We start from the raw sequence: 18,662 nt of genomic DNA, 5'->3' as shown, positions 1-18,662 counted from the left end.
AATAATTGAGAATTAAAAATTAAAATTCAAAACCAAAAAGCACAATCAAAAAATAAACAACTTCATAATAGTATAGTCGTGACCCCCATCATTAAAGTAAGACTGCCTTGGATTAAGATAAAATAATTTCTAAGCGAAGAAATTATTTTATCTTAATCCCGAAAGCTACACTTTATAAGCAATACTAATCAATCACATAAGAACTATTAATTTTACTACTTAATTATAGCATACTATAATAGAAGTGTAACTTGCAAGGGATAATAGAAATCAAAAGAAAGAACTAATAAATTTAATCTTAAAGCAATGGGGGCCAAAAAATGTCCAAAATTAGGCGCGTATATGTAGAGAAAAAAGATGGTTATGACGTAGAAGCGGAAAAATTACTAGCGGATTTTAAAGAGACTTTGCAGCTTGAAGAGTTAGAAGATTTAAGAGTTTTACATCGTTATGATATTCAAGGGTTATCTGATGAAGCTTATCAGCAGGCTTGTCACACTATTTTATCGGAACCACCAGTTGATGAGTTATACGAAGAAGAACTTCCAGTTGCTGAAGATGAATTAGCTTTTGGAGTAGAGTACTTGCCAGGCCAGTACGATCAACGGGCTGATTCAGCAGAACAGTGTATGCAGATTTTAAATGATAATGATGAAAAACCTACTGTGAGAAATGCTAGCATTATTGTTCTAGAAGGAGATTTAACTGAGTCTGAAGTAGAGAAAATAAAAGATTATCATATTAATCCCGTTGATTCCAGAGAGGCTAGTTTAAAGAAGCCGAATACTTTAGATTTAAATTATGAAGTGCCAGAAGAGGTAGCTACAATAGATGGTTTTATTGAATTAGACGAATCTGGGATTAAAAATTTACTAACTGAATTAGGTTTAGCAATGAGTAAAGCAGATTTGCTGCATACGCAAAAGTATTATCAAGAAGAAGAAAGAGATCCGACAATTACTGAAATTAAGGTTTTGGATACGTATTGGTCTGACCACTGCCGCCATACTACCTTCTTAACTGAAATTAAAGATGTTACAATTCCAGATACTAAATATACGCAGCCGATTGCTAAAGCATATAATGAGTATTTAGCAGGACGAGATAAAGTTTATCCTTCTGACAATAAAGATATTTGTTTAATGGATATTGCTTTAATGGGGATGAAAGAGTTAAGACAAGCAGGGCAATTAGAAGATTTGGAAGTGTCAGATGAAGTTAACGCCTCTAGTATTGTGGTGCCAGTTGATGTTGATGGTGCAACTGAAGAATGGTTAGTTATGTTTAAAAATGAAACGCACAATCATCCGACAGAAATTGAACCTTATGGTGGTGCAGCAACTTGTTTAGGTGGTTGTATTCGGGACCCATTAGCTGGGCGGTCTTATGTTTATCAAGCAATGAGAATTTCTGGTTGTGGTGACCCCCGACAAGCTATAGAAGATACGATTCCGGGCAAATTGCCGCAGAAGAAGATAGCGCAAGAGGCTTCTGATGGTTATAGTTCTTATGGAAATCAAATTGGAGTAGCTACAGGACATGTTAACGAGGAATATAATCAGCGTTTTTTAGCTAAACACATGGAAATCGGAGCAGTTGTAGCTGCTACTCCGCGTGAAGATGTGTACCGCGGTGATGCTGAGCCGGGGGACATTGTAATTTTAGTTGGTGGTAAAACTGGTCGTGATGGATGTGGTGGTGCAACTGGTTCTTCTAAGGAACATACAGAAGAATCAATAGAGACTTGTGGTGCAGAAGTACAGAAAGGTAATCCGCCGACAGAAAGAAAGATTCAGCGGCTATTTAGAGATTCTGAAGCGAGTCAAATGATCAAGAAGAGTAATGATTTTGGAGCAGGAGGAGTATCAGTTGCAATTGGTGAATTAGCTGATGCTTTAGAAGTTGATTTAAATGCAGTGCCGAAAAAATATGAAGGATTAGATGGTACAGAGTTAGCTATTTCTGAATCACAAGAGCGGATGGCAGTAGTGTTAGATAAAGAGAATGTAGAGCGTTTTAAAGAATTGGCCCAAACAGAAAATTTAGAGGCAACAGTAGTCGCAGAAGTAAAAGATCATGGGCGTTTAATTATGAATTGGAATGGCGATGATATTATCAATTTAAGTCGAGAATTTCTTGATACCAATGGTGCTACGCAAGAGACTACAGTAAAAGTTCAGGAGCCTAAGGCAGATAGCTATTTTGAAACAGCTGCTGAAGATAGATTAAATAGTGAGAATAATTTAGAAGAAAAATGGCTAGAAAATTTAAGTGATTTAAATATCTGTAGTCAAAAGGGTTTAGTTGAGAAATTTGATAGTACAGTTGGTGCTGGTTCAGTACTAATGCCTTATGGTGGGAAATATCAATTAACTCCAACGCAGAGTATGGCTGCTAAGATACCTACTCTTGGGGGAGAAACAAATACGGGAACGCTGATGAGTCATGGTTATGATTCAAACTTAGCTGAGTGGAGTCCTTTCCATGGTGCATTATATGCAGTGATTGAATCTGTATCTAAAGTAGTAGCTAGTGGAGGAAGTTATCAAAATATCCGCTTTACTTTCCAGGAGTATTTTGAAAGTTTAAGAGATAATCCAGAACGGTGGGGTAAACCTTTCAGTGCTTTATTAGGGGCTTATCATGCCCAGAAAAAATTTGGATTACCGGCAATTGGCGGTAAAGACAGTATGTCAGGTACATTCCATGAAATTGATGTGCCTCCGACTTTAGTTTCTTTTGCTGTTGACCCAGTAGATGTTAATCATGTGCTTTCCCCAGAATTTAAAGAGAGTGATAATCAAGTAGTTTATATTCCAGTCGAAAAAGATGAAGCTAATATGCCTGATTTTGCTAAATTGACAACAGCTTATGAGCGGGTTAAAAACTTAATTGCTGATAACAAGATTTTATCTGCTCGAGCAGTAACGCGCGGCGGAATAGCAGAAGCAGTATCTAAGATGGCTTTTGGAAATAAGATCGGCTTTGATTTTGCTAGTGATATGTCAGAAGCAGAATTATTTGGCCCTCAATATGGTGCTTTAGTTCTAGAAGTAAATGCTAATCAAAAATTGGATGAGATATTTAATGGTGTGGATTATGAATTATTAGGTACAACTTCTAAGGCAGAAAAGATTAAAGTAAATAATAGTGAAATCGATCTTAATAATGCAATTAAAAGTTGGGAACAGCCATTAGAAGAGATTTATCAGACTAAAGTAGACAATGAGGGAGAAACATTTGAATTTAAACCTTATCATGCGGAAGAAATTCATACTTGTGCCAATAAAGTAGATAAACCAAAAGTTTTAATTCCAGTTTTCCCTGGAACAAATTGTGAGTATGATACAGCTCAGCAATTTAAAAAAGCAGGAGCAGAAGTAGAGACCTTAATCTTTAAAAACTTAACTCCGCAACAAATAGAAGATGCAATTGATGAATTAGCTGAGGCGATTAAATCTTCTCAGATAGTAGCTTTAGTAGGAGGATTTAGTGCTGGTGATGAACCTGAAGGAGCTGGTAAATTTATTGCAACTGTCTTTAGAAACCCTAAAGTCAAAAAGGCAGTGATGAATCTTTTAAATGAACGTGATGGATTAATGATTGGTATTTGTAACGGTTTCCAGGCCCTAATTAAATTAGGATTAGTACCTTATGGAGAAATAAGAAAATTAACAGCAGATGCACCAACATTAACTTATAATCAAATAGGCCGTCATATTTCTTGTGCTGCTAAAACCAAAATAGTTTCTAATAAATCGCCATGGTTAGCTAATCTTGAAGTTGGCGAGGAGCATACAATTCCAGTTTCTCATGGTGAAGGCCGCTTTGTGGCAGATGAGAAAACTATTAATGATTTATTAGCTAATGGACAAGTTGCTACTCAATATGTTAATTTAGATGGAGAACCTACTTCTGAAATAGAATTTAATCCGAATGGTTCTGTGCGGGCTATAGAAGGAATAACTAGTCCTGATGGCAGAGTCTTAGGAAAAATGGGTCATTCTGAAAGAGTTGGAAGTAATGTTTGTAAAAATATTATTGGAGAAAAAGAACAGCAATTGTTCCAAGCAGGAGTAGAATATTTCACTAAGTAATGACTGTGAATAATTTAAAATAATTAAATAGTTTCTAAGAGCAAAAAGAGCAGATTAGTTTCTGCTCTTTTTTTACATTTTTGTAATAAATAATTTACAATCTCATTTTTATGTTGTATAATGGACACAACAGCAATAGTTAACTTCTAAGTAAAATTTAAACAGTAATTTTTTTATATTTTTTGGCAGGAATATAAACAAAAATCTAGAATAATAATCCTATCACCCCTTTAAAAGTAAAAAATAAGAAAAAATGAATAATAATGGATTTACAAGAATATAAGTGGAGTTGAGGGGGATTTGACTTTAATGGTAGGAAAGAGGAATTTCTTTTACATAATTTTATAATTTTATAGTCAAAAAGAATAGTTCAGTTTTGTTCCTGCCACTTAAATCTAGTTGCTATTAAAAACAGGAGGGGTAAATTATGAACAAAAGACTTATTGGTATAGTTGTAGCTATGGTTATGGTATTAGGAGTATTAGTTACATCAGCAGTTTATGCACAACCTGATAGCTTAGAAATTTGGGTACCGAGTGGTCCAGAGCATGATTGGATGCAGGATATGGCTGATAAATATCAAAATCAGACAGGAATCAAAATTGAAATTGGTGTAGTAGAGGAGTTAGACCAAGCACAAAGATTATCATTAGATGGTCCATCTGGTAAAGGGGCTGATGTAGTAGCTTGGCCTCATGATAAATTAGGTAAATCTATTAAGCAGGGGCTAATTGCTCCAATTAAAAGTTATTTACCAAGTGGATATGCTGAAGAAAATTTTGCTGATAATCCAATTAAATCTTTAACTTACAATGGTAAGTTATACGGACTTCCTTATGCTTTTCAGACTACAGCATTAGTTTATAACAAAGATAAATATAATAGTATTCCTGATACAATGATGGGGTTGATGAAGAAAGCTCAAAAAATGACAAATGAAAGTAAAAATGAGTATGGTTTATTATACAAAATTGGTGACTTCTATTTCTCTGGTGGTTTCTTCTTCGGATATGGAGCTTATGTATTTAAAGAAGAAGCAGGAGGCGGATATGATATTGATAATATAGGCATTGGAAGTCAAGAAGCAGTTGAAGCTGCTAACTTCCTTAAGAAATTTAGAAATATGGGACTAATCCCTAAAGGAACAACAGGTCAAACTGCTAACGGTTTATTTATGGAAGGTAAAAATGCTGCAATTATTATGGGACCGTGGATGTTAAAAGACTTTAAAGAAGCAGGAATTAATATGGGGGTAAAACCATTGCCTAAGTTACCAAATGGTAAATATCCAAAGCAATTCACAGGAACAAAAGGATATTATGTAAGTAAATTTAGTGATAATAAGCAAGCAGCAGCAGATTTTATTAAATTCCTAACAAATGCTGAAAATTCTATGAATCACTATCAAGAAAATAATATTATTGCTCCCCATGTCAAAGTAGTTAATAGTTCTGAGTTTAAAAACGATGAATTGTTATATCCTTTCTACAAGCAAGCTCAGCGCGGCAAAGTAATGCCTAGTGTTCCAGCTATGAGTACAGTTTGGAATCCAGTTAATAATGCTATCGATTTTGTGATCAATGGTAAGGCACCTGCTAAGCAGATTATGCCGATGACTGAACAACAAATTAAGCAAGGGATTCAATTGATGGGAAGATAATCATTTATATACACAGCCCTGTATGAAGATTGTGCAGGGCTGTATTAACTTTAAAACTTATTGAGGAGGTTATGTTGTGAAACCTGAAAGTAGTACTAATATAAGTACAAACAGTAATCAACGGTGGATGAGTTCTTTATTTTCGGCTTTATTTATGGGGTTAGGGCAGTTAAAAAATAAGCAGTATTTAAAAGGTATTTTATTTATTATTTATCAATCTATCATTTGGTTTATTAATATTGATATCACATCTTTGGTTCTTGGAAATATAAAGTTACCCGGAATTAGTTTAAGCTTTGAGCCTTTTTATTTATTGAATTATTTACAGCAAAAAATTTATGGAGTTTATACCTTAGGAACTATTCCAGGTGAAGATCACTCGTTATTCTTTTTAATTGAAGGATTAGTGGCTATTATATTCACCTTTATTTTAATAGGGATCCATATTTTTAATATAGTTGATGCCTATAAAAATGGAAAATTAGTTGACCAAGGTGAAGAAACGCCTGATTTTTCTAAATCTTGGGACAATTTTTTGGAAGCTGGATTTCCGTATATTGGAATGTCTCCTGGAATGGTAGTATTATTGGTAGCAACAGTCTTTCCAGTAATCTTTACAATCTGCTTAGCCTTTGTTAACTATGATGCTAATCACTTACCACCAGGTCAAATTTTAAGTTGGATTGGTTTACGTAATTTTAAAGATTTAGTTATGTTTACTCAATGGAAAGGTGCGTTTGTGTCAGTATTTACTTGGACTGTGATTTGGGCTATAGCTTCTACAATTTTAAGCTATGGTTTAGGATTATTTGTAGCAGTTGTATTAAACCACGAACATATTAAGTTCAGAAACGTATTTCGAACTATTTTATTAGTGCCGTGGGCAATTCCAGCCTTTGTTTCTATCTTAATTTGGCGTTATCTATTAAATTATAATTTTGGTCATATTAATAAGATGTTAATGTTAATTGGTTTTGATAAAATACAATGGCTAAGTGACCCACTGTATGCTAAACTAGCAATTTTAATGGTGAATTTATGGTTATCATTCCCATTTGCTATGGCTGTTTGTTCTGGTATTTTACAGAGTATTTCTGAAACTCTATACGAAGCAGCAATTGTGGATGGAGCTACTATTTTACAAAAGTTTTTCCATATTACTTTACCATTAGTGGTAAGACAGGTAACACCATTATTAATTATGCAATTTGCTTTTCAGTTTAACAACTTTGGGATAATCTTCTTATTGAATGATGGTGGACCCCCAGTCTTCAAGTTTTCTAGTACAGGTGCTGGTGGTACTGATATCTTAATCTCCTGGGTTTATAAATTGGTTATTCGTAAAGGATTATATAGTTATGGTGCTGCTATTTCAATTATTATATTCTTCATGATAGCAGGGTTTAGTGTTTATCAATTTAGACAGTCTGATGCTTTTAAAGAAGAGGAGTTGAGATAAATGGCACAGATTAAAGAAGATGATGGTTTTTTGACAGCAGAGCAAAAGTCAAATCTGGGTTTAATAGCTTCCTATGGTGTAGTAATAGTAATGATTATTATAGCACTATATCCTACCATTTGGATTCTTAGCGCTTCTATTAATCCTAATAACTCCTTAAGTAGTTCTAGTTTAATTCCAGCCGGTGCTACTTTAGATAATTTTAAAGAGTTAATTTTTAGTAATGATTATCCATTTTTCGTCTGGTATTGGAATAGTATTAAACTTGGTGTTTTATCTTCTATAATAGCAGTTATGCTAACAGCAATGTCTGGTTATATTTATGCTAAACTAGATTTCTGGGGTCGAGAATATGGTTTGATGTTATTCTTAGTTATTCAAATGTTTCCTCCAATGATGGCAATTGTTGCAATCTATGTATTGTTGAGTATGTTTGGTCTATTAGATACACATACTGGATTGTTAATCATCTATACCGGTGGGGCTGTTCCATTTGCAAGTTGGATGTTAAAAGGATACTTTGATAGTATTCCAACTAGTTTAATTCATGCTGCTAAGATTGATGGTGCAAGTCAGTTCAGGATATTCTGGCAGATTATGCTTCCTTTAGCTAAGCCCATGTTAGCAGTAGTAGCAATGTTTAACTTCATTCGTCCCTTTAGTGATTTTATTTTAGCGAGTTTATTGCTACAGTCACAAGAACAGTTAACTCTAGCTGTTGGTTTGTACCGTATGGTAGCTAGTCAGTTCTCGCAAGATTGGACTATGTTTGCAGCTGGAGCAGTAATCTCTGCTATTCCAGTTATGGTCTTATTCTTATCTATGCAGCAGTACTTTATTTCTGGTTTAAGTGCTGGGGCAACAAAAGAATAATTCATTACAAATCTAAGAACTCTGGGGTGTACCTCAGAGTTCTTTTCTTTTTTGAAATATTAGCTATATAAAGTTGCACTTTCAGTGCAATTTTATAGTGACGAGTAAAAAGTAATCAGTAATGAGTAAAAACCTTAAAGTCAAAACCTCAAAACCCATTTAAATTCCTTTGAAATGAAAGGTTTTGAACTTGATTTTGACTTTGTTTTTGATTTTCTACTCATCACTCTTTTCTCATTACTTATTACTATAAAGCTTCACTTTTTAAGTGAAGCTTTATATAGATTTGACTTTTAAAAATATAATTTATAAACTAGTAATTGAGATTTTAATTTGGACTAACGAAAGGAGTAATTTTATGCACGGTTATTATGGTAGTGTTGAAGCAGGATGGGTTGAATTAATTACTGGAGTAATGTTTTCAGGAAAAAGTAGTGAATTAATTAGACGCGTAGAGAGAGCAATGATTGCTCAACAAGAGGTTCTTGTTTTTAAACCGAGTATTGATAATCGTTATAGTGATACTGAAGTTGCTACTCATAATGGGATTACAGTTGAGGCACAGATTGTTGATGATGTAGCAGGAATTAGAAATAAAATCAAAGAGCATAATCAAGAAGAAACTTTAGATGTAGTAGCAATTGATGAGGGCCAATTTTTTTCTGAGGATTTAATTGAGTTAGTAGATGAGTTAGCTGAAGACGGGTATAGGATAATTGTAGCTGGATTAGATACTGATTTTGCTGGGCGAGGTTTTAAACCTATCCCAGAATTAATGGCACGAGCAGAATATGTAACTAAACTACATGCAGTTTGTGTTAAGTGTTCTAATCCAGCTACTAGAACCCAACGTTTAATTAATGGGGAACCAGCTAGTATAGATGATCCAGTAGTTGTTGTGGGAGCAGATGAGACATATGAGGCGCGTTGTCGACGTTGTCACGAGATTAAAAAATAATTGAGTTAATTATACATTCTCAATTGCATTGACAATAGCTTGACCCATTACTTCACTAGCGGCTGTAGCTAATAAATTAAGTTCTATTTCCTTTTGGCCAGTACTTAAAGCAAATATTGTATCACCATCGAGCATAGTATGGACAGGCTTGATATGATTGGCATAACCATTGTGAGCTACTTGGGCTACTTTGTTAGCTTCGGTTTTAGATAATTTAGCATTAGTAGCTACTACTCCAATGGTAGTGTTCTTGCCAAAACCTGATATTTCTTCTTTCTGTAAAGATTGATAAGTATTAATAAAGTTACCGTCATCATCTTTGCAGCCAGCAATAATATTCCCTTTGTCGTCTAGAATATCACCAAAGGCATTAACAGCTACTAAAGCACTGATGTAAGTATCTTTATTTAGTTTTAAACTAGCACTGCCTAGGCCTCCAGGACTGGCTTGCTGTGGACCTAATAATTTGCCTACACTACAGCCAATTCCAACGCCAACTTGGCCGGTGCGTTGTTCTGTAGTTGATGAGTTTTGAACTGCTTGGTAGCCCATTTTGTGATCAGGGCGGACTTCGGCTTGGCCCTGGTCTAAATCAAAAATAACTGCCGCAGGAACAATTGGAACCTTAGTAACCCCCACATCAAAACCAATTTCGTCTTCTTCTAAAGCAGCCATGACGCCGTCAGCAGCTGCTAAACCAAAAGCACTGCCGCCGGTAAGTAATACGGCATGGATTTGTTCAACAGTTTTTAGAGGGTCTAAGAGTGCTGTTTCACGAGTTCCTGGGGCATCTCCTCTAACATCTACGCCTGCAGTAGCACCATTTTCGGTGACTATAACAGTACAACCAGTCTTAGCTTCTTGATTACTAACATGACCCACTTTAATGCCAGGAACGTCTGTTAAGTAGTTTTTCATTTAAAAAACTCCTTTTTACGATTATAAATTGCTAAAGCAATTGATGCCAGTATAATAGCAATACTAATTGCTCGTGCTACTTGAAGTTGTCCTAACATTAAGCTATCTGTTCTCATATTTTCAATAAAAAAGCGTCCAATAGAATAGAGACTAATGTATGTTAAGAAGACTTCACCTGATTTAAGAAAATCTTGTTTTTTCCAATAAAAAGTTAGGAATAAAAAGACTAATATGTTCCAAATGGATTCATATAAAAATGTAGGGTGATAATAAGTTCCCTGAATATTCATTTGTTCAATAATCCAATTTGGCAGTTTAAGCCCTTCTAAAAAAGCTCTACTAACTGCTCCGCCGTGGGCTTCTTGATTCATAAAATTACCCCAGCGACCAATGGCTTGGCCCAGTATAAAACTAGGTGCTACTATATCAGCTAGTTTCCAAAAAGATAAATTTTTGACCTTAGCAAAGAGAATTCCACCAATTAAAGCACCGATTATTGCACCATGAATCGCTAGTCCGCCGTGCCAAATAGCTATTATTTCTTGGGGATGTTGAGCATAATAGCCCCATTCGAAAATCACATAATAAGTTCGAGCACCTAAAATAGCTAGGGGAAGCACTGAAATAACTAAGTCGACCATTAAATCGGGATTGAGATTTCTTCTTTCAGATTCTTTCATTGCTAATAATAACCCTAAGAAGACTGCTGTAGCCATAATAAGTCCGTACCAGTATACTTCAAAAGGACCAAATTTAATGGCTATAGGATCTAAATAACTTGAATTCATTTTGTGGTATTACCTCCTTTAAGTTGTTATTTATTATAATCTTAAATTTAAGGTTATAATAAAGCATATCAATAGTCAAGAATTGACTTTATAATTTTTCCAATTAATATTATATATTTAAAATATATATTTTAAAAAAGGAGATATAGTTGATTTAACAGAATAATAATAATGATTGAATGCTTTTGTGAATTTAATATTAAATTAATAATATTATTTGCTACTCAAGAATTAAATAGAAAGGATGATAAATATGCCAGAAATAAGAACACCTGCTACAACAATAGAAAGATTACCGCTTTATTATCGTTGTGTACAGAAATTAGCTTCTAAGGAAGTAGAAGTTATCTCTTCTCAGGAATTAGGAGAAATGATTGGGATTCCTTCCACTCAAGTAAGAAAAGATTTATCCTATTATGGTGAATTTGGAAGAAGAGGAGTAGGCTATGAAGTTGATAATTTAGTTAAAAATTTAGAAAGAATTTTAGGTTTAAATGAAAGCTGGGACTTGGTGCTAGTTGGTGCAGGGAATTTAGGGCAAGCATTAGTTAATTATGGTGGCTTTAAAAAATTAGGCTTAAATATCAATTATGCTTTAGATATTGACGAAAATAAGATTGGTAATAAATTAGGCAATGCTGAGATCCATGACATAGATGAATTAGAAGAATTAGTAACTGAGAATAATATTAATATTGCTGTTTTAGCTGTGCCTGATGAAGATGCTCAACAAATTGCTGATCGATTAATAGAAGCTGGTGTTAAAGCAATTTGGAATTTTGTCCCTGTTCGTTTAGATGTACCTGACGAGATAGAAGTTAGGAATGAAGACTTATCAATTGGATTAATTAGTCTTACTTATTATTTATCAAATCAAAACTAAGGTAAGTCCTAATAATTCATCTTATTGTTAATAAAATCATACTTCATAATAATTAAAGATTATTTGCTAACCACTGATTCTTATAACGGATATCTAAGTGGGCATTAGCCCACTTTTTTGATTTTGGGGGTGAAAAAATTATTGATCAAATCAATGACTTAAATGAATTGAAATTAGATAAAGAGAGGTTGTTAAGCAAAGAGTTAATTACTGCTATTAAATCTTTAGCTGAAGGTCAAATAAATTTGGTAGTTAACCGTAAAGGTGAAATAGTAGAGGTGACTGAAGGTCAATTAACGGCTGATATATTATCTGATTTACGAAGACGTGAAAGTAATAAACGATTAGCTGGTTTGCGGATTTTAAGTTTTAATAGTTATTTGCCAGGTATTGAAAAAATTGATTTATTACTTCATTATCGTTTAGATAATTTAACTTATTATGATTGGACAGCAGATAGAGCTCAAGTTATCTTTCCGGAAGTAGAGCAAGGTAGAATTATTGGTGTTGATAAAGAAAAAATGGATTTAGATACTTTATTAGATTATAATTATTTATATCAAGTAGAGCAATTAGAGGGTCAATTAGAAGAAGTAGAAACAGTAGTAGTTAGTGATGAAGAAGAAAAAGCAGTATTAGTCGGGAAGAATAAAGCAAGTTTAAAAGAACTAGCCCGATTAACTACGACTGCTGATGTTGAAGTTTTAGATAAGATTGAAGTGAGAAGAGGTAATATTGACCCTGGTTATTATATTGGGCGCGGTAAATTAGCTCAAGTGAACAAAACCATTTTTGCTGTAGGGGCTAATGTAGTTATTTTTGATGATGAATTAACTCCTGCTCAGCACAGTAATTTAGAAGAAATTTTAGAGGTGAAGGTTTTAGACCGAACTCAACTTATTTTAGATATTTTTGCTAGTCATGCTCATACTAAAGAAGGGAAATTGCAAGTTGAATTAGCCCAATTAGAGTACTTATTGCCGAGGTTAACTGGTAAAGGGGAAGAACTATCTCGCTTAGGAGGAGGTATTGGTACTCGAGGTCCTGGAGAGACAAAATTAGAGATTGATCGCCGTAGAATCAGAAAACGGATTCATCGTTTAAAAGAAAAATTAGTTAAAGTAAGACAGACTAGAGAAGTACAAAGACAAGATAGAAGTGATCCTGTAATTTCACTAGTGGGTTATACTAATGCAGGTAAATCTACACTACTTAATTTGTTAACCGGGGCAGAAGTAGAAGTTAAGGATAAACTATTTGCTACTCTTGATTCTACTTTAAGAAAAATTCAATTACCGGTAGGTCGTCAAGTAGTAGTGAGCGATACAGTAGGGTTTATTAATAAATTACCTCATGATTTAGTAGCAGCTTTTAAAGCTACCTTAGAAGAAATAAAAGATTCTGATTTGTTAATTCATGTAGTAGATAGTAATCATGATAATTTAGAACATAGGATGCAAGTTGTTTATGATGTTTTAGAAGACTTAAAAGTATTAGATAAAGAGATCATTACTGTTTTTAATAAGGCAGACTTAGTTGATGATAATCAATTGAAATTACTACAGCAGCAAACTCCTAATAGTTTAGCCATGTCAGCTTTAACAGGAGCAGGAAAGGATAAGCTATTAGAGAAGATGTCCGAATTTGTGGCTCATGACATGGTTAAAATTACAGCAGTTTTACCTTATGAAGAGGCTCAGTGGGTAGATAAGTTACATCAACAAGGTCAAGTAATAACTGAAGAATATAAGCAAGGTGAAATAGAGATAGAAGCTAAAATTTCTAAAAAACTTGCTAGTAAATTAGAAGATTATATTTTAAAGAGTGAACCTTTGTTTTAAATTTTAAGTAATTTCTAGTCACTTTAATTTATTAATAGCTAGAGGAGAGCATAGTTACTATGCTCTCCTCTTTTTATTTTTTGTATTGATGGTTATCATTTAAAAGAAATAAAGGAAAAAATAGTAATAAAAAGAAGGAAATTAAATTTAAGTGCAGAATTATGAATTATATAAACAATTTATAAGTATATAGCTAGTATGAAATTTTTTATAATAAGGGGCTGATTCCAATTAGTAAATTTAATCTTAGTAAAATTAAAAGAGGGGTTAAGAATTTTCGTTTAAATAGTATCTTTAATAAGCTATCGGTAATAATGATTTTAATGGTCATAGTTACAGTTTCAGTATTAGGTTTCTTTTCTTATAGTGAATTTAAAGATTCTTTATTAGAAATTTCAAAGAAACAACTGAGTATTTTAACACGGCAGACAGTGAATTCTATGACTACTATTATTTATAATAATATTTCAAATATGAATCTAGCAGATGCTAATCCATTAATGATTTTGATGAGTTCACAGACAGAATTAGAAAGGTATTTAAAAGATACTCGAAATGAAGTATTTGCTCCATTATTTAAAGGTAATATTTATTTAACTGATAGTAAAGGAAAGGTTTTATTATATGAACGGGTTACTAAGGGCAAAAAATTAGAAAAAGTATTTTCTAAAGAGATAGATAAAGATTATTCTCAAAAAGATTATTTTGATGATATTCTTGAGGATAGAGGTGAAAAATTAGGTTATATTAAATCTCAAGGTGGAGGATTAGTTTATGTATCGACAAGTGGCTATACTAGTTATATGAAAAATGGTCAGAAGTGGATAGTGGCTTATAGTAAAATGTCGGGATTAGATTGGATTTTAGTAGCAGAAGTAAAGAGGGCTGATATGATTTCTGAAGCTAAAAAAGTTGGAAATATAGTTATTTTGGTGATTGCTAGTGGTATATTATTAGCAGCAGTAATTTCTATTTTGTTTTCTAGATATTTATCTGCTCCAATTACAAAAGTCAGTAATGGTATGCAGAGGATAGCTAGTGGTGATTTTAGCTTTAATTTAGATATTGAGCGCGGAGATGAATTAGGAGATTTGGCCAAACACTTTAATGAAATGGTGGATAAGCAGTCGGAAATGGTTTATCAGATTAAAGATGTGATTTCTAGTTTGAATAAATCTGGTGATGTGCTAGAAAATACATTAGAAGAATTAACTGATGATATGGATTCTACCTTAGATGAAGTAAATAAGATATCTGCTTCAACAGAAGAATTATCGGCTAGTACAGAGCAAGTAGCTACTATGGCTGATGAAACAAGTGGAATTGTTGTTGATGGTAATGAATCTATTCAATCAGTGATTGAGCAAATGAAGAAAATTAAAACTACAGTTAAAAAATCTGTAGAAGTAATTAATAACTTAGACAAAAAGTCTGCGAAAATCGGAAATATAGTAGATTTGATTACGGATATTTCTGAGCAGACAAATTTATTGGCGCTGAATGCTGCTATCGAAGCAGCTAGAGCAGGCGAAGCAGGCAAAGGATTTGCAGTAGTAGCAGAAGAAATTAGAGATTTAGCTTCTCAATCTGCTGCAGCAGCTAAAGATATTAGAGGCTTGATTGAAGAAACTCAAGCTGGAACAAAATGTGCTGTAACAACGATTAAGGAAGGAACTGCAGAAGTACAAGCAGGAGAAAAAGTTATTAATAAAGCAGGTAAGGCTTTTAGAGGAATTAAAGAAGCTACTAATGAAACAGCTTTAGAGATAGAAGAGACTAGCCATGCTACTCAAGATTTAGCAGAGGGTTCGAATCAAGTAGCTAGTGTAGTGGATGATTTAGATGAAATTTCTAATTCGGTTAGAGATATTTATAAAGAAGTTGATGATAAAGCGAATAAATTAGAAAAGATTATCTCTCAATTTGAAGTATAAATAGCTAAAAGAGAAGGCTAATGCCTTCTCTTTTTTTATACTTTTAATGTTTTTCTCTTTACTTGTTACTCATCACTAATTACTAAATGGGCTTTAGCCCATTTTTATTTAAGTTTTACGATAAAAAGATGTGTGTATTTTTTCTAAATTAAATTTACGTGGTTGTAACAAATATTCAGTATTCCCTAAGAATAAAATACCATCTTCAGTTAAAGCATTGCTTAATTTATTAGTTAATCTATCCTTAACTGGTTTAGTAAAGTAAATAAATACATTACGACAGAGGATAAGATTGATATTTGAATCATAGCTATCTTCTAAAAGATTGATTCTATTAAAATCAACTTGTCTTTTTATTTTAGAATCTAAGTGATAAAATTTACCCTGCTTATTAAAATATTTGTTAATTAAACGGTCATCTACATTTTTAAGAGCATTTTTTTTATATTTTCCTTCCCTAGCTTCTTTGAGAATACCAGGATCTATATCAGTAGCCTTTAATTGATAACGATTTGCTTTAATATTTAATTCGTTTAAAATAATAGCCACTGTATATGCTTCACAACCATTAGATGAAGCAGCGCTCCAAATTTTAACTTTGTTATGCTTATCAAATAGTTCAGGTAGTATTTTATTTTGTAAAAATTCATAATTTTCTGGATTCCGAAAAAATTCTGAGGTATTGATCATCATGTGTTCAATAAATTCTTGTCTAAATTGCATATCATTTCTAATCTTACTGACATAATCACTATAATTGTCGATATTATACTTGCGCATTAAGTTCTTGCTACGCCTTTCAACTCTCTTTTCTTTATAACTGCTAAGGTCAATATTAATAATGCGTGATACCTTATTTTTAAATTCATCAAAATTTATATTAGACATTGCTGCTCCCCCTAGAATAATTCATTTTATTTAATAAAATTTATTTTTTTCTTTATAAACCGTCGGAAATCTAATAAAATGTAACTTGCAAATATATTTTATTACATTCTGATTTAGATTTAAAGTTTTTTTAATAATTAATCTATATAAAGTGGCACTATCGTGCTACTAGCTAGTAGATAAAAGCTAGTAGCTAGTAGTAAATTCAAAACCAAAAAAAACAGTTCATAGTTTTGAATTATTGAATACTAGGTTAATGTTTTAGGTTTTGAATGTGATTTTATGTTTTTAACTACTAGCTCCTAGCTACTTACTTCTAGCTATAAAGTTTCACTGAAAGTGAAACTTTATATAGAAAAAGGAGTGATTATAATTACTTTAAAAGTTAGTGCTTTAGCAAGTGGAAGTTCTGGTAATTCAATATATATTGAGTCTGAAGAAAAAAAGATTTTAATAGATGCTGGATTAAGTGGTAAAGCAATTAATCGTCGTTTAGAAAAAATTGATCGCCAAGTAGAAGATATAGATTTGATTCTTGTTACTCATGAGCATAATGATCATGTTCATGGAGTAGGAGTCTTAGCAAGAAAATGTGATATTCCAATTTATGCAACGGCTGGAACATGGGCCAAAGCAGAAGAGAAAATAGGCAATATCAAAGGTTCACAGCAAAAAGAAATCAAGCAGAAAGAATTCACCCTTGGGGATTGTAAAATTCGACCTTTTGCTATTTCTCATGATGCTCAAGAACCAGTAGGTTACAGAATTAAGTCATCTTCTGCCCAAATTGCTGTAGCCACTGATACTGGAGAGATAACTCCAGAAGTACAAGAGCATGTAAAGGGGTCTGACTTAGTAGTTTTAGAATCTAATCATGATCTAGAGATGTTAAAAATTGGTCCTTATCCTTGGCATTTAAAAAAACGAATTATGGGTGAAGAAGGACATCTATCTAATGATGATGCAGCTGCTTTTGCTGTGGAATTGGCTCAAAATTCAGTTCAACGTATATTATTAGCTCATTTAAGTCAAGATAATAATGTTCCTGAATTAGCTTTTTTAACAATTAAGAATATGTTAATTGAAGCTGATATTGAATTAGGAACAGATTTAGAATTGAGTTTTGCTCATCAAGATGAAGTGAGTCCCTTGTTTACTATCGAGTAAAATAGGAGTGAGATGAATGCTTGATGATTATCAGCAGCAAAGTGATATTAAAGGATATTTGATTATTCTAACTATAGTGGTGAGTGGAATATTATTTTTATATCTGTTATTTAGCTCACAAAATATGAATTTGTTTCGACCGGCTCCACAACAATCCCAACCACAGGAAGAAATGATTGATGATTCGAAACAGGAAGAAATTATATATTCTGCTAATCGTACTCCCCAAGAAGAAATAGTAACTTCCATAGTGCAAGAAGTTGGCCCAGGAATTGTAAAAATAACAACTAAAAAATCCAAGATAATTTATGATTTTTTTCATTATCAACAGCGGCAAGAAATGACTGCAGAAGGGTCAGGAGTGGTTTTTAATCAAGAAGGTTATATAATTACTAATGACCATGTAGTAAAGAATGTAGACCAAATTACAGTTGTTTTAGCTGATGAGCAGGGAGAATACCAAGGACAAGTAGTTGGTAGAGATCCTGTGACTGATTTAGCAGTAATTAAAATAGATGCTAAAAAAGAACTGCCCCAGCTTGAATTAGGAAATTCTCAACAATTACAAGTTGGTCAAATGGCGGTAGCAATTGGCAATCCCTATGGTTTTTCTAATACTGTGACTACAGGTGTGATTAGTGCTTTAAATAGAAATTTAGTGACTGGTTCAGGGGTTAGATTAGAAAATATGATTCAAACTGATGCAGCTATCAATCCTGGCAATAGTGGTGGTGCTTTATTAAATAGCCAAGGTGAAATTATTGGTATTAATACTGCAATCATAAGTGATGCGCAGGGTTTAGGGTTTGCTATTCCTATTAATCGAGCTCGTCAAATTGCTGGCGAGTTAATTGAAAAGGGGCAAATTGTTCGACCGTGGATTGGTATTTATGGTGGTACGGTGACCCCTGAATTAGCTGGGCAATATGGATTGAAAAAGTCATTCGGGGTCTTTATTTCTAAAGTTATTCACTCGGGACCAGCCTGGGAATCTGGGTTGCGAAAAGATGATATTATTATTAGTTTAGCAGGAACAAAGGTTAGTAGTATGAAGAAATTAAAAGAGCTGTTGAAAAACTACAATGTAGGAGATAAGATTATAATAAAGGTACAGCGTAAAGAACATATAAAAGAATTTAATTTAGTACTAGAAGAACGTCCGCAGGAGATTAAAAAGAAATAATTAGAATTAGCTT

At 33.1% G+C, this 18,662-nt stretch carries 13 protein-coding genes; 10 read left to right on the top strand and 3 right to left on the bottom strand.

Annotated features, from left to right (window positions below):
* Positions 1 to 320: 320 nt before the first annotated feature.
* The 5 genes from JOC47_RS12040 (at position 321) to JOC47_RS12020 (ending at position 9,047) form a co-directional block, all read left to right on the top strand.
* Positions 321 to 4,097: a phosphoribosylformylglycinamidine synthase gene (locus JOC47_RS12040; RefSeq protein ID WP_204702328.1), complete on the top strand. Its 3,777-nt coding sequence runs from the start codon at positions 321 to 323 to the stop codon at positions 4,095 to 4,097.
* 427 nt (positions 4,098 to 4,524) lie between these two features.
* Complete coding sequence (locus JOC47_RS12035) at positions 4,525 to 5,757, top strand: extracellular solute-binding protein (protein ID WP_204702327.1); 1,233 nt, start codon at positions 4,525 to 4,527, stop codon at positions 5,755 to 5,757.
* A gap of 76 nt (positions 5,758 to 5,833) precedes the next feature.
* Entirely contained in the window at positions 5,834 to 7,216 is a 1,383-nt protein-coding gene (locus tag JOC47_RS12030) for an ABC transporter permease subunit (RefSeq protein WP_204702326.1), read from the top strand.
* A gap of 30 nt (positions 7,217 to 7,246) precedes the next feature.
* The gene (locus JOC47_RS12025) at positions 7,247 to 8,089 is read left to right on the top strand and encodes a sugar ABC transporter permease (RefSeq protein WP_204702377.1); all 843 of its coding nucleotides are present in this window, start codon (positions 7,247 to 7,249) and stop codon (positions 8,087 to 8,089) included.
* Positions 8,090 to 8,447: 358 nt separating this feature from the next.
* On the top strand, positions 8,448 to 9,047 hold the full coding sequence (locus JOC47_RS12020; RefSeq protein WP_204702325.1) for a thymidine kinase: 600 nt from the start codon (positions 8,448 to 8,450) through the stop codon (positions 9,045 to 9,047).
* A gap of 9 nt (positions 9,048 to 9,056) precedes the next feature.
* Here JOC47_RS12020 and JOC47_RS12015 read toward each other — a convergent pair whose 3' ends face one another.
* Positions 9,057 to 9,965, bottom strand: coding sequence for a P1 family peptidase (locus JOC47_RS12015; RefSeq protein ID WP_204702324.1), 909 nt, complete (start codon positions 9,963 to 9,965; stop codon positions 9,057 to 9,059).
* On the bottom strand, positions 9,962 to 10,753 hold the full coding sequence (gene lgt, locus JOC47_RS12010) for a prolipoprotein diacylglyceryl transferase (RefSeq protein WP_204702323.1): 792 nt from the start codon (positions 10,751 to 10,753) through the stop codon (positions 9,962 to 9,964). The genes JOC47_RS12015 and lgt overlap by 4 nt, the downstream gene beginning before the upstream one ends.
* Before the next feature lie 253 nt (positions 10,754 to 11,006).
* Here lgt and JOC47_RS12005 point away from each other — a divergent pair, with 253 nt between their 5' ends.
* The 3 genes from JOC47_RS12005 (at position 11,007) to JOC47_RS11995 (ending at position 15,411) form a co-directional block, all read left to right on the top strand.
* On the top strand, positions 11,007 to 11,636 hold the full coding sequence (locus JOC47_RS12005) for a redox-sensing transcriptional repressor Rex (protein ID WP_204702322.1): 630 nt from the start codon (positions 11,007 to 11,009) through the stop codon (positions 11,634 to 11,636).
* Positions 11,637 to 11,803: 167 nt separating this feature from the next.
* Entirely contained in the window at positions 11,804 to 13,477 is a 1,674-nt protein-coding gene (hflX, locus tag JOC47_RS12000; protein WP_239551187.1) for a GTPase HflX, read from the top strand.
* Positions 13,478 to 13,791: 314 nt separating this feature from the next.
* The gene (locus JOC47_RS11995; protein WP_204702321.1) at positions 13,792 to 15,411 is read left to right on the top strand and encodes a methyl-accepting chemotaxis protein; all 1,620 of its coding nucleotides are present in this window, start codon (positions 13,792 to 13,794) and stop codon (positions 15,409 to 15,411) included.
* 108 nt (positions 15,412 to 15,519) lie between these two features.
* Here the strand turns inward: JOC47_RS11995 and JOC47_RS11990 are convergent, their stop codons facing one another.
* A complete protein-coding gene (locus JOC47_RS11990; protein WP_239551185.1) occupies positions 15,520 to 16,299 on the bottom strand; it encodes a CheR family methyltransferase in 780 nt (259 codons plus the stop codon).
* 339 nt (positions 16,300 to 16,638) lie between these two features.
* Between JOC47_RS11990 and JOC47_RS11985 the strand changes: the two genes are divergently transcribed.
* The gene (locus JOC47_RS11985) at positions 16,639 to 17,466 is read left to right on the top strand and encodes an MBL fold metallo-hydrolase (protein WP_338035351.1); all 828 of its coding nucleotides are present in this window, start codon (positions 16,639 to 16,641) and stop codon (positions 17,464 to 17,466) included.
* Between the two features lie 16 nt (positions 17,467 to 17,482).
* Positions 17,483 to 18,649, top strand: a complete 1,167-nt coding sequence (locus JOC47_RS11980; RefSeq protein ID WP_204702320.1) for a S1C family serine protease — start codon at positions 17,483 to 17,485, stop codon at positions 18,647 to 18,649.
* Positions 18,650 to 18,662: the final 13 nt, after the last annotated feature.

Source organism: Halanaerobacter jeridensis (assembly GCF_016908315.1).
In the GTDB taxonomy this organism is placed as follows: Bacteria; Bacillota; Halanaerobiia; order Halobacteroidales; family Halobacteroidaceae; genus Halanaerobacter; species Halanaerobacter jeridensis.
The sequence above is the reverse complement of the archived record's forward strand: the minus strand, read 5'-3'. Positions and strand labels throughout refer to the sequence as shown.

Bases quoted from the DNA above. Each gene is read 5' to 3' on its own strand.
- JOC47_RS12040 (WP_204702328.1), top strand. From the start codon at position 321: ATGTCCAAAATTAGGCGCGTATATGTAGAGAAAAAAGATGGTTATGAC.
- JOC47_RS12035 (WP_204702327.1), top strand. From the start codon at position 4,525: ATGAACAAAAGACTTATTGGTATAGTTGTAGCTATGGTTATGGTATTA.
- JOC47_RS12020 (WP_204702325.1), top strand. From the start codon at position 8,448: ATGCACGGTTATTATGGTAGTGTTGAAGCAGGATGGGTTGAATTAATT.
- JOC47_RS12015 (WP_204702324.1), bottom strand. From the start codon at position 9,965: ATGAAAAACTACTTAACAGACGTTCCTGGCATTAAAGTGGGTCATGTT.
- lgt (WP_204702323.1), bottom strand. From the start codon at position 10,753: ATGAATTCAAGTTATTTAGATCCTATAGCCATTAAATTTGGTCCTTTT.
- JOC47_RS12005 (WP_204702322.1), top strand. From the start codon at position 11,007: ATGCCAGAAATAAGAACACCTGCTACAACAATAGAAAGATTACCGCTT.
- JOC47_RS11995 (WP_204702321.1), top strand. From the start codon at position 13,792: ATGATTTTAATGGTCATAGTTACAGTTTCAGTATTAGGTTTCTTTTCT.
- JOC47_RS11990 (WP_239551185.1), bottom strand. From the start codon at position 16,299: ATGTCTAATATAAATTTTGATGAATTTAAAAATAAGGTATCACGCATT.
- JOC47_RS11980 (WP_204702320.1), top strand. From the start codon at position 17,483: ATGCTTGATGATTATCAGCAGCAAAGTGATATTAAAGGATATTTGATT.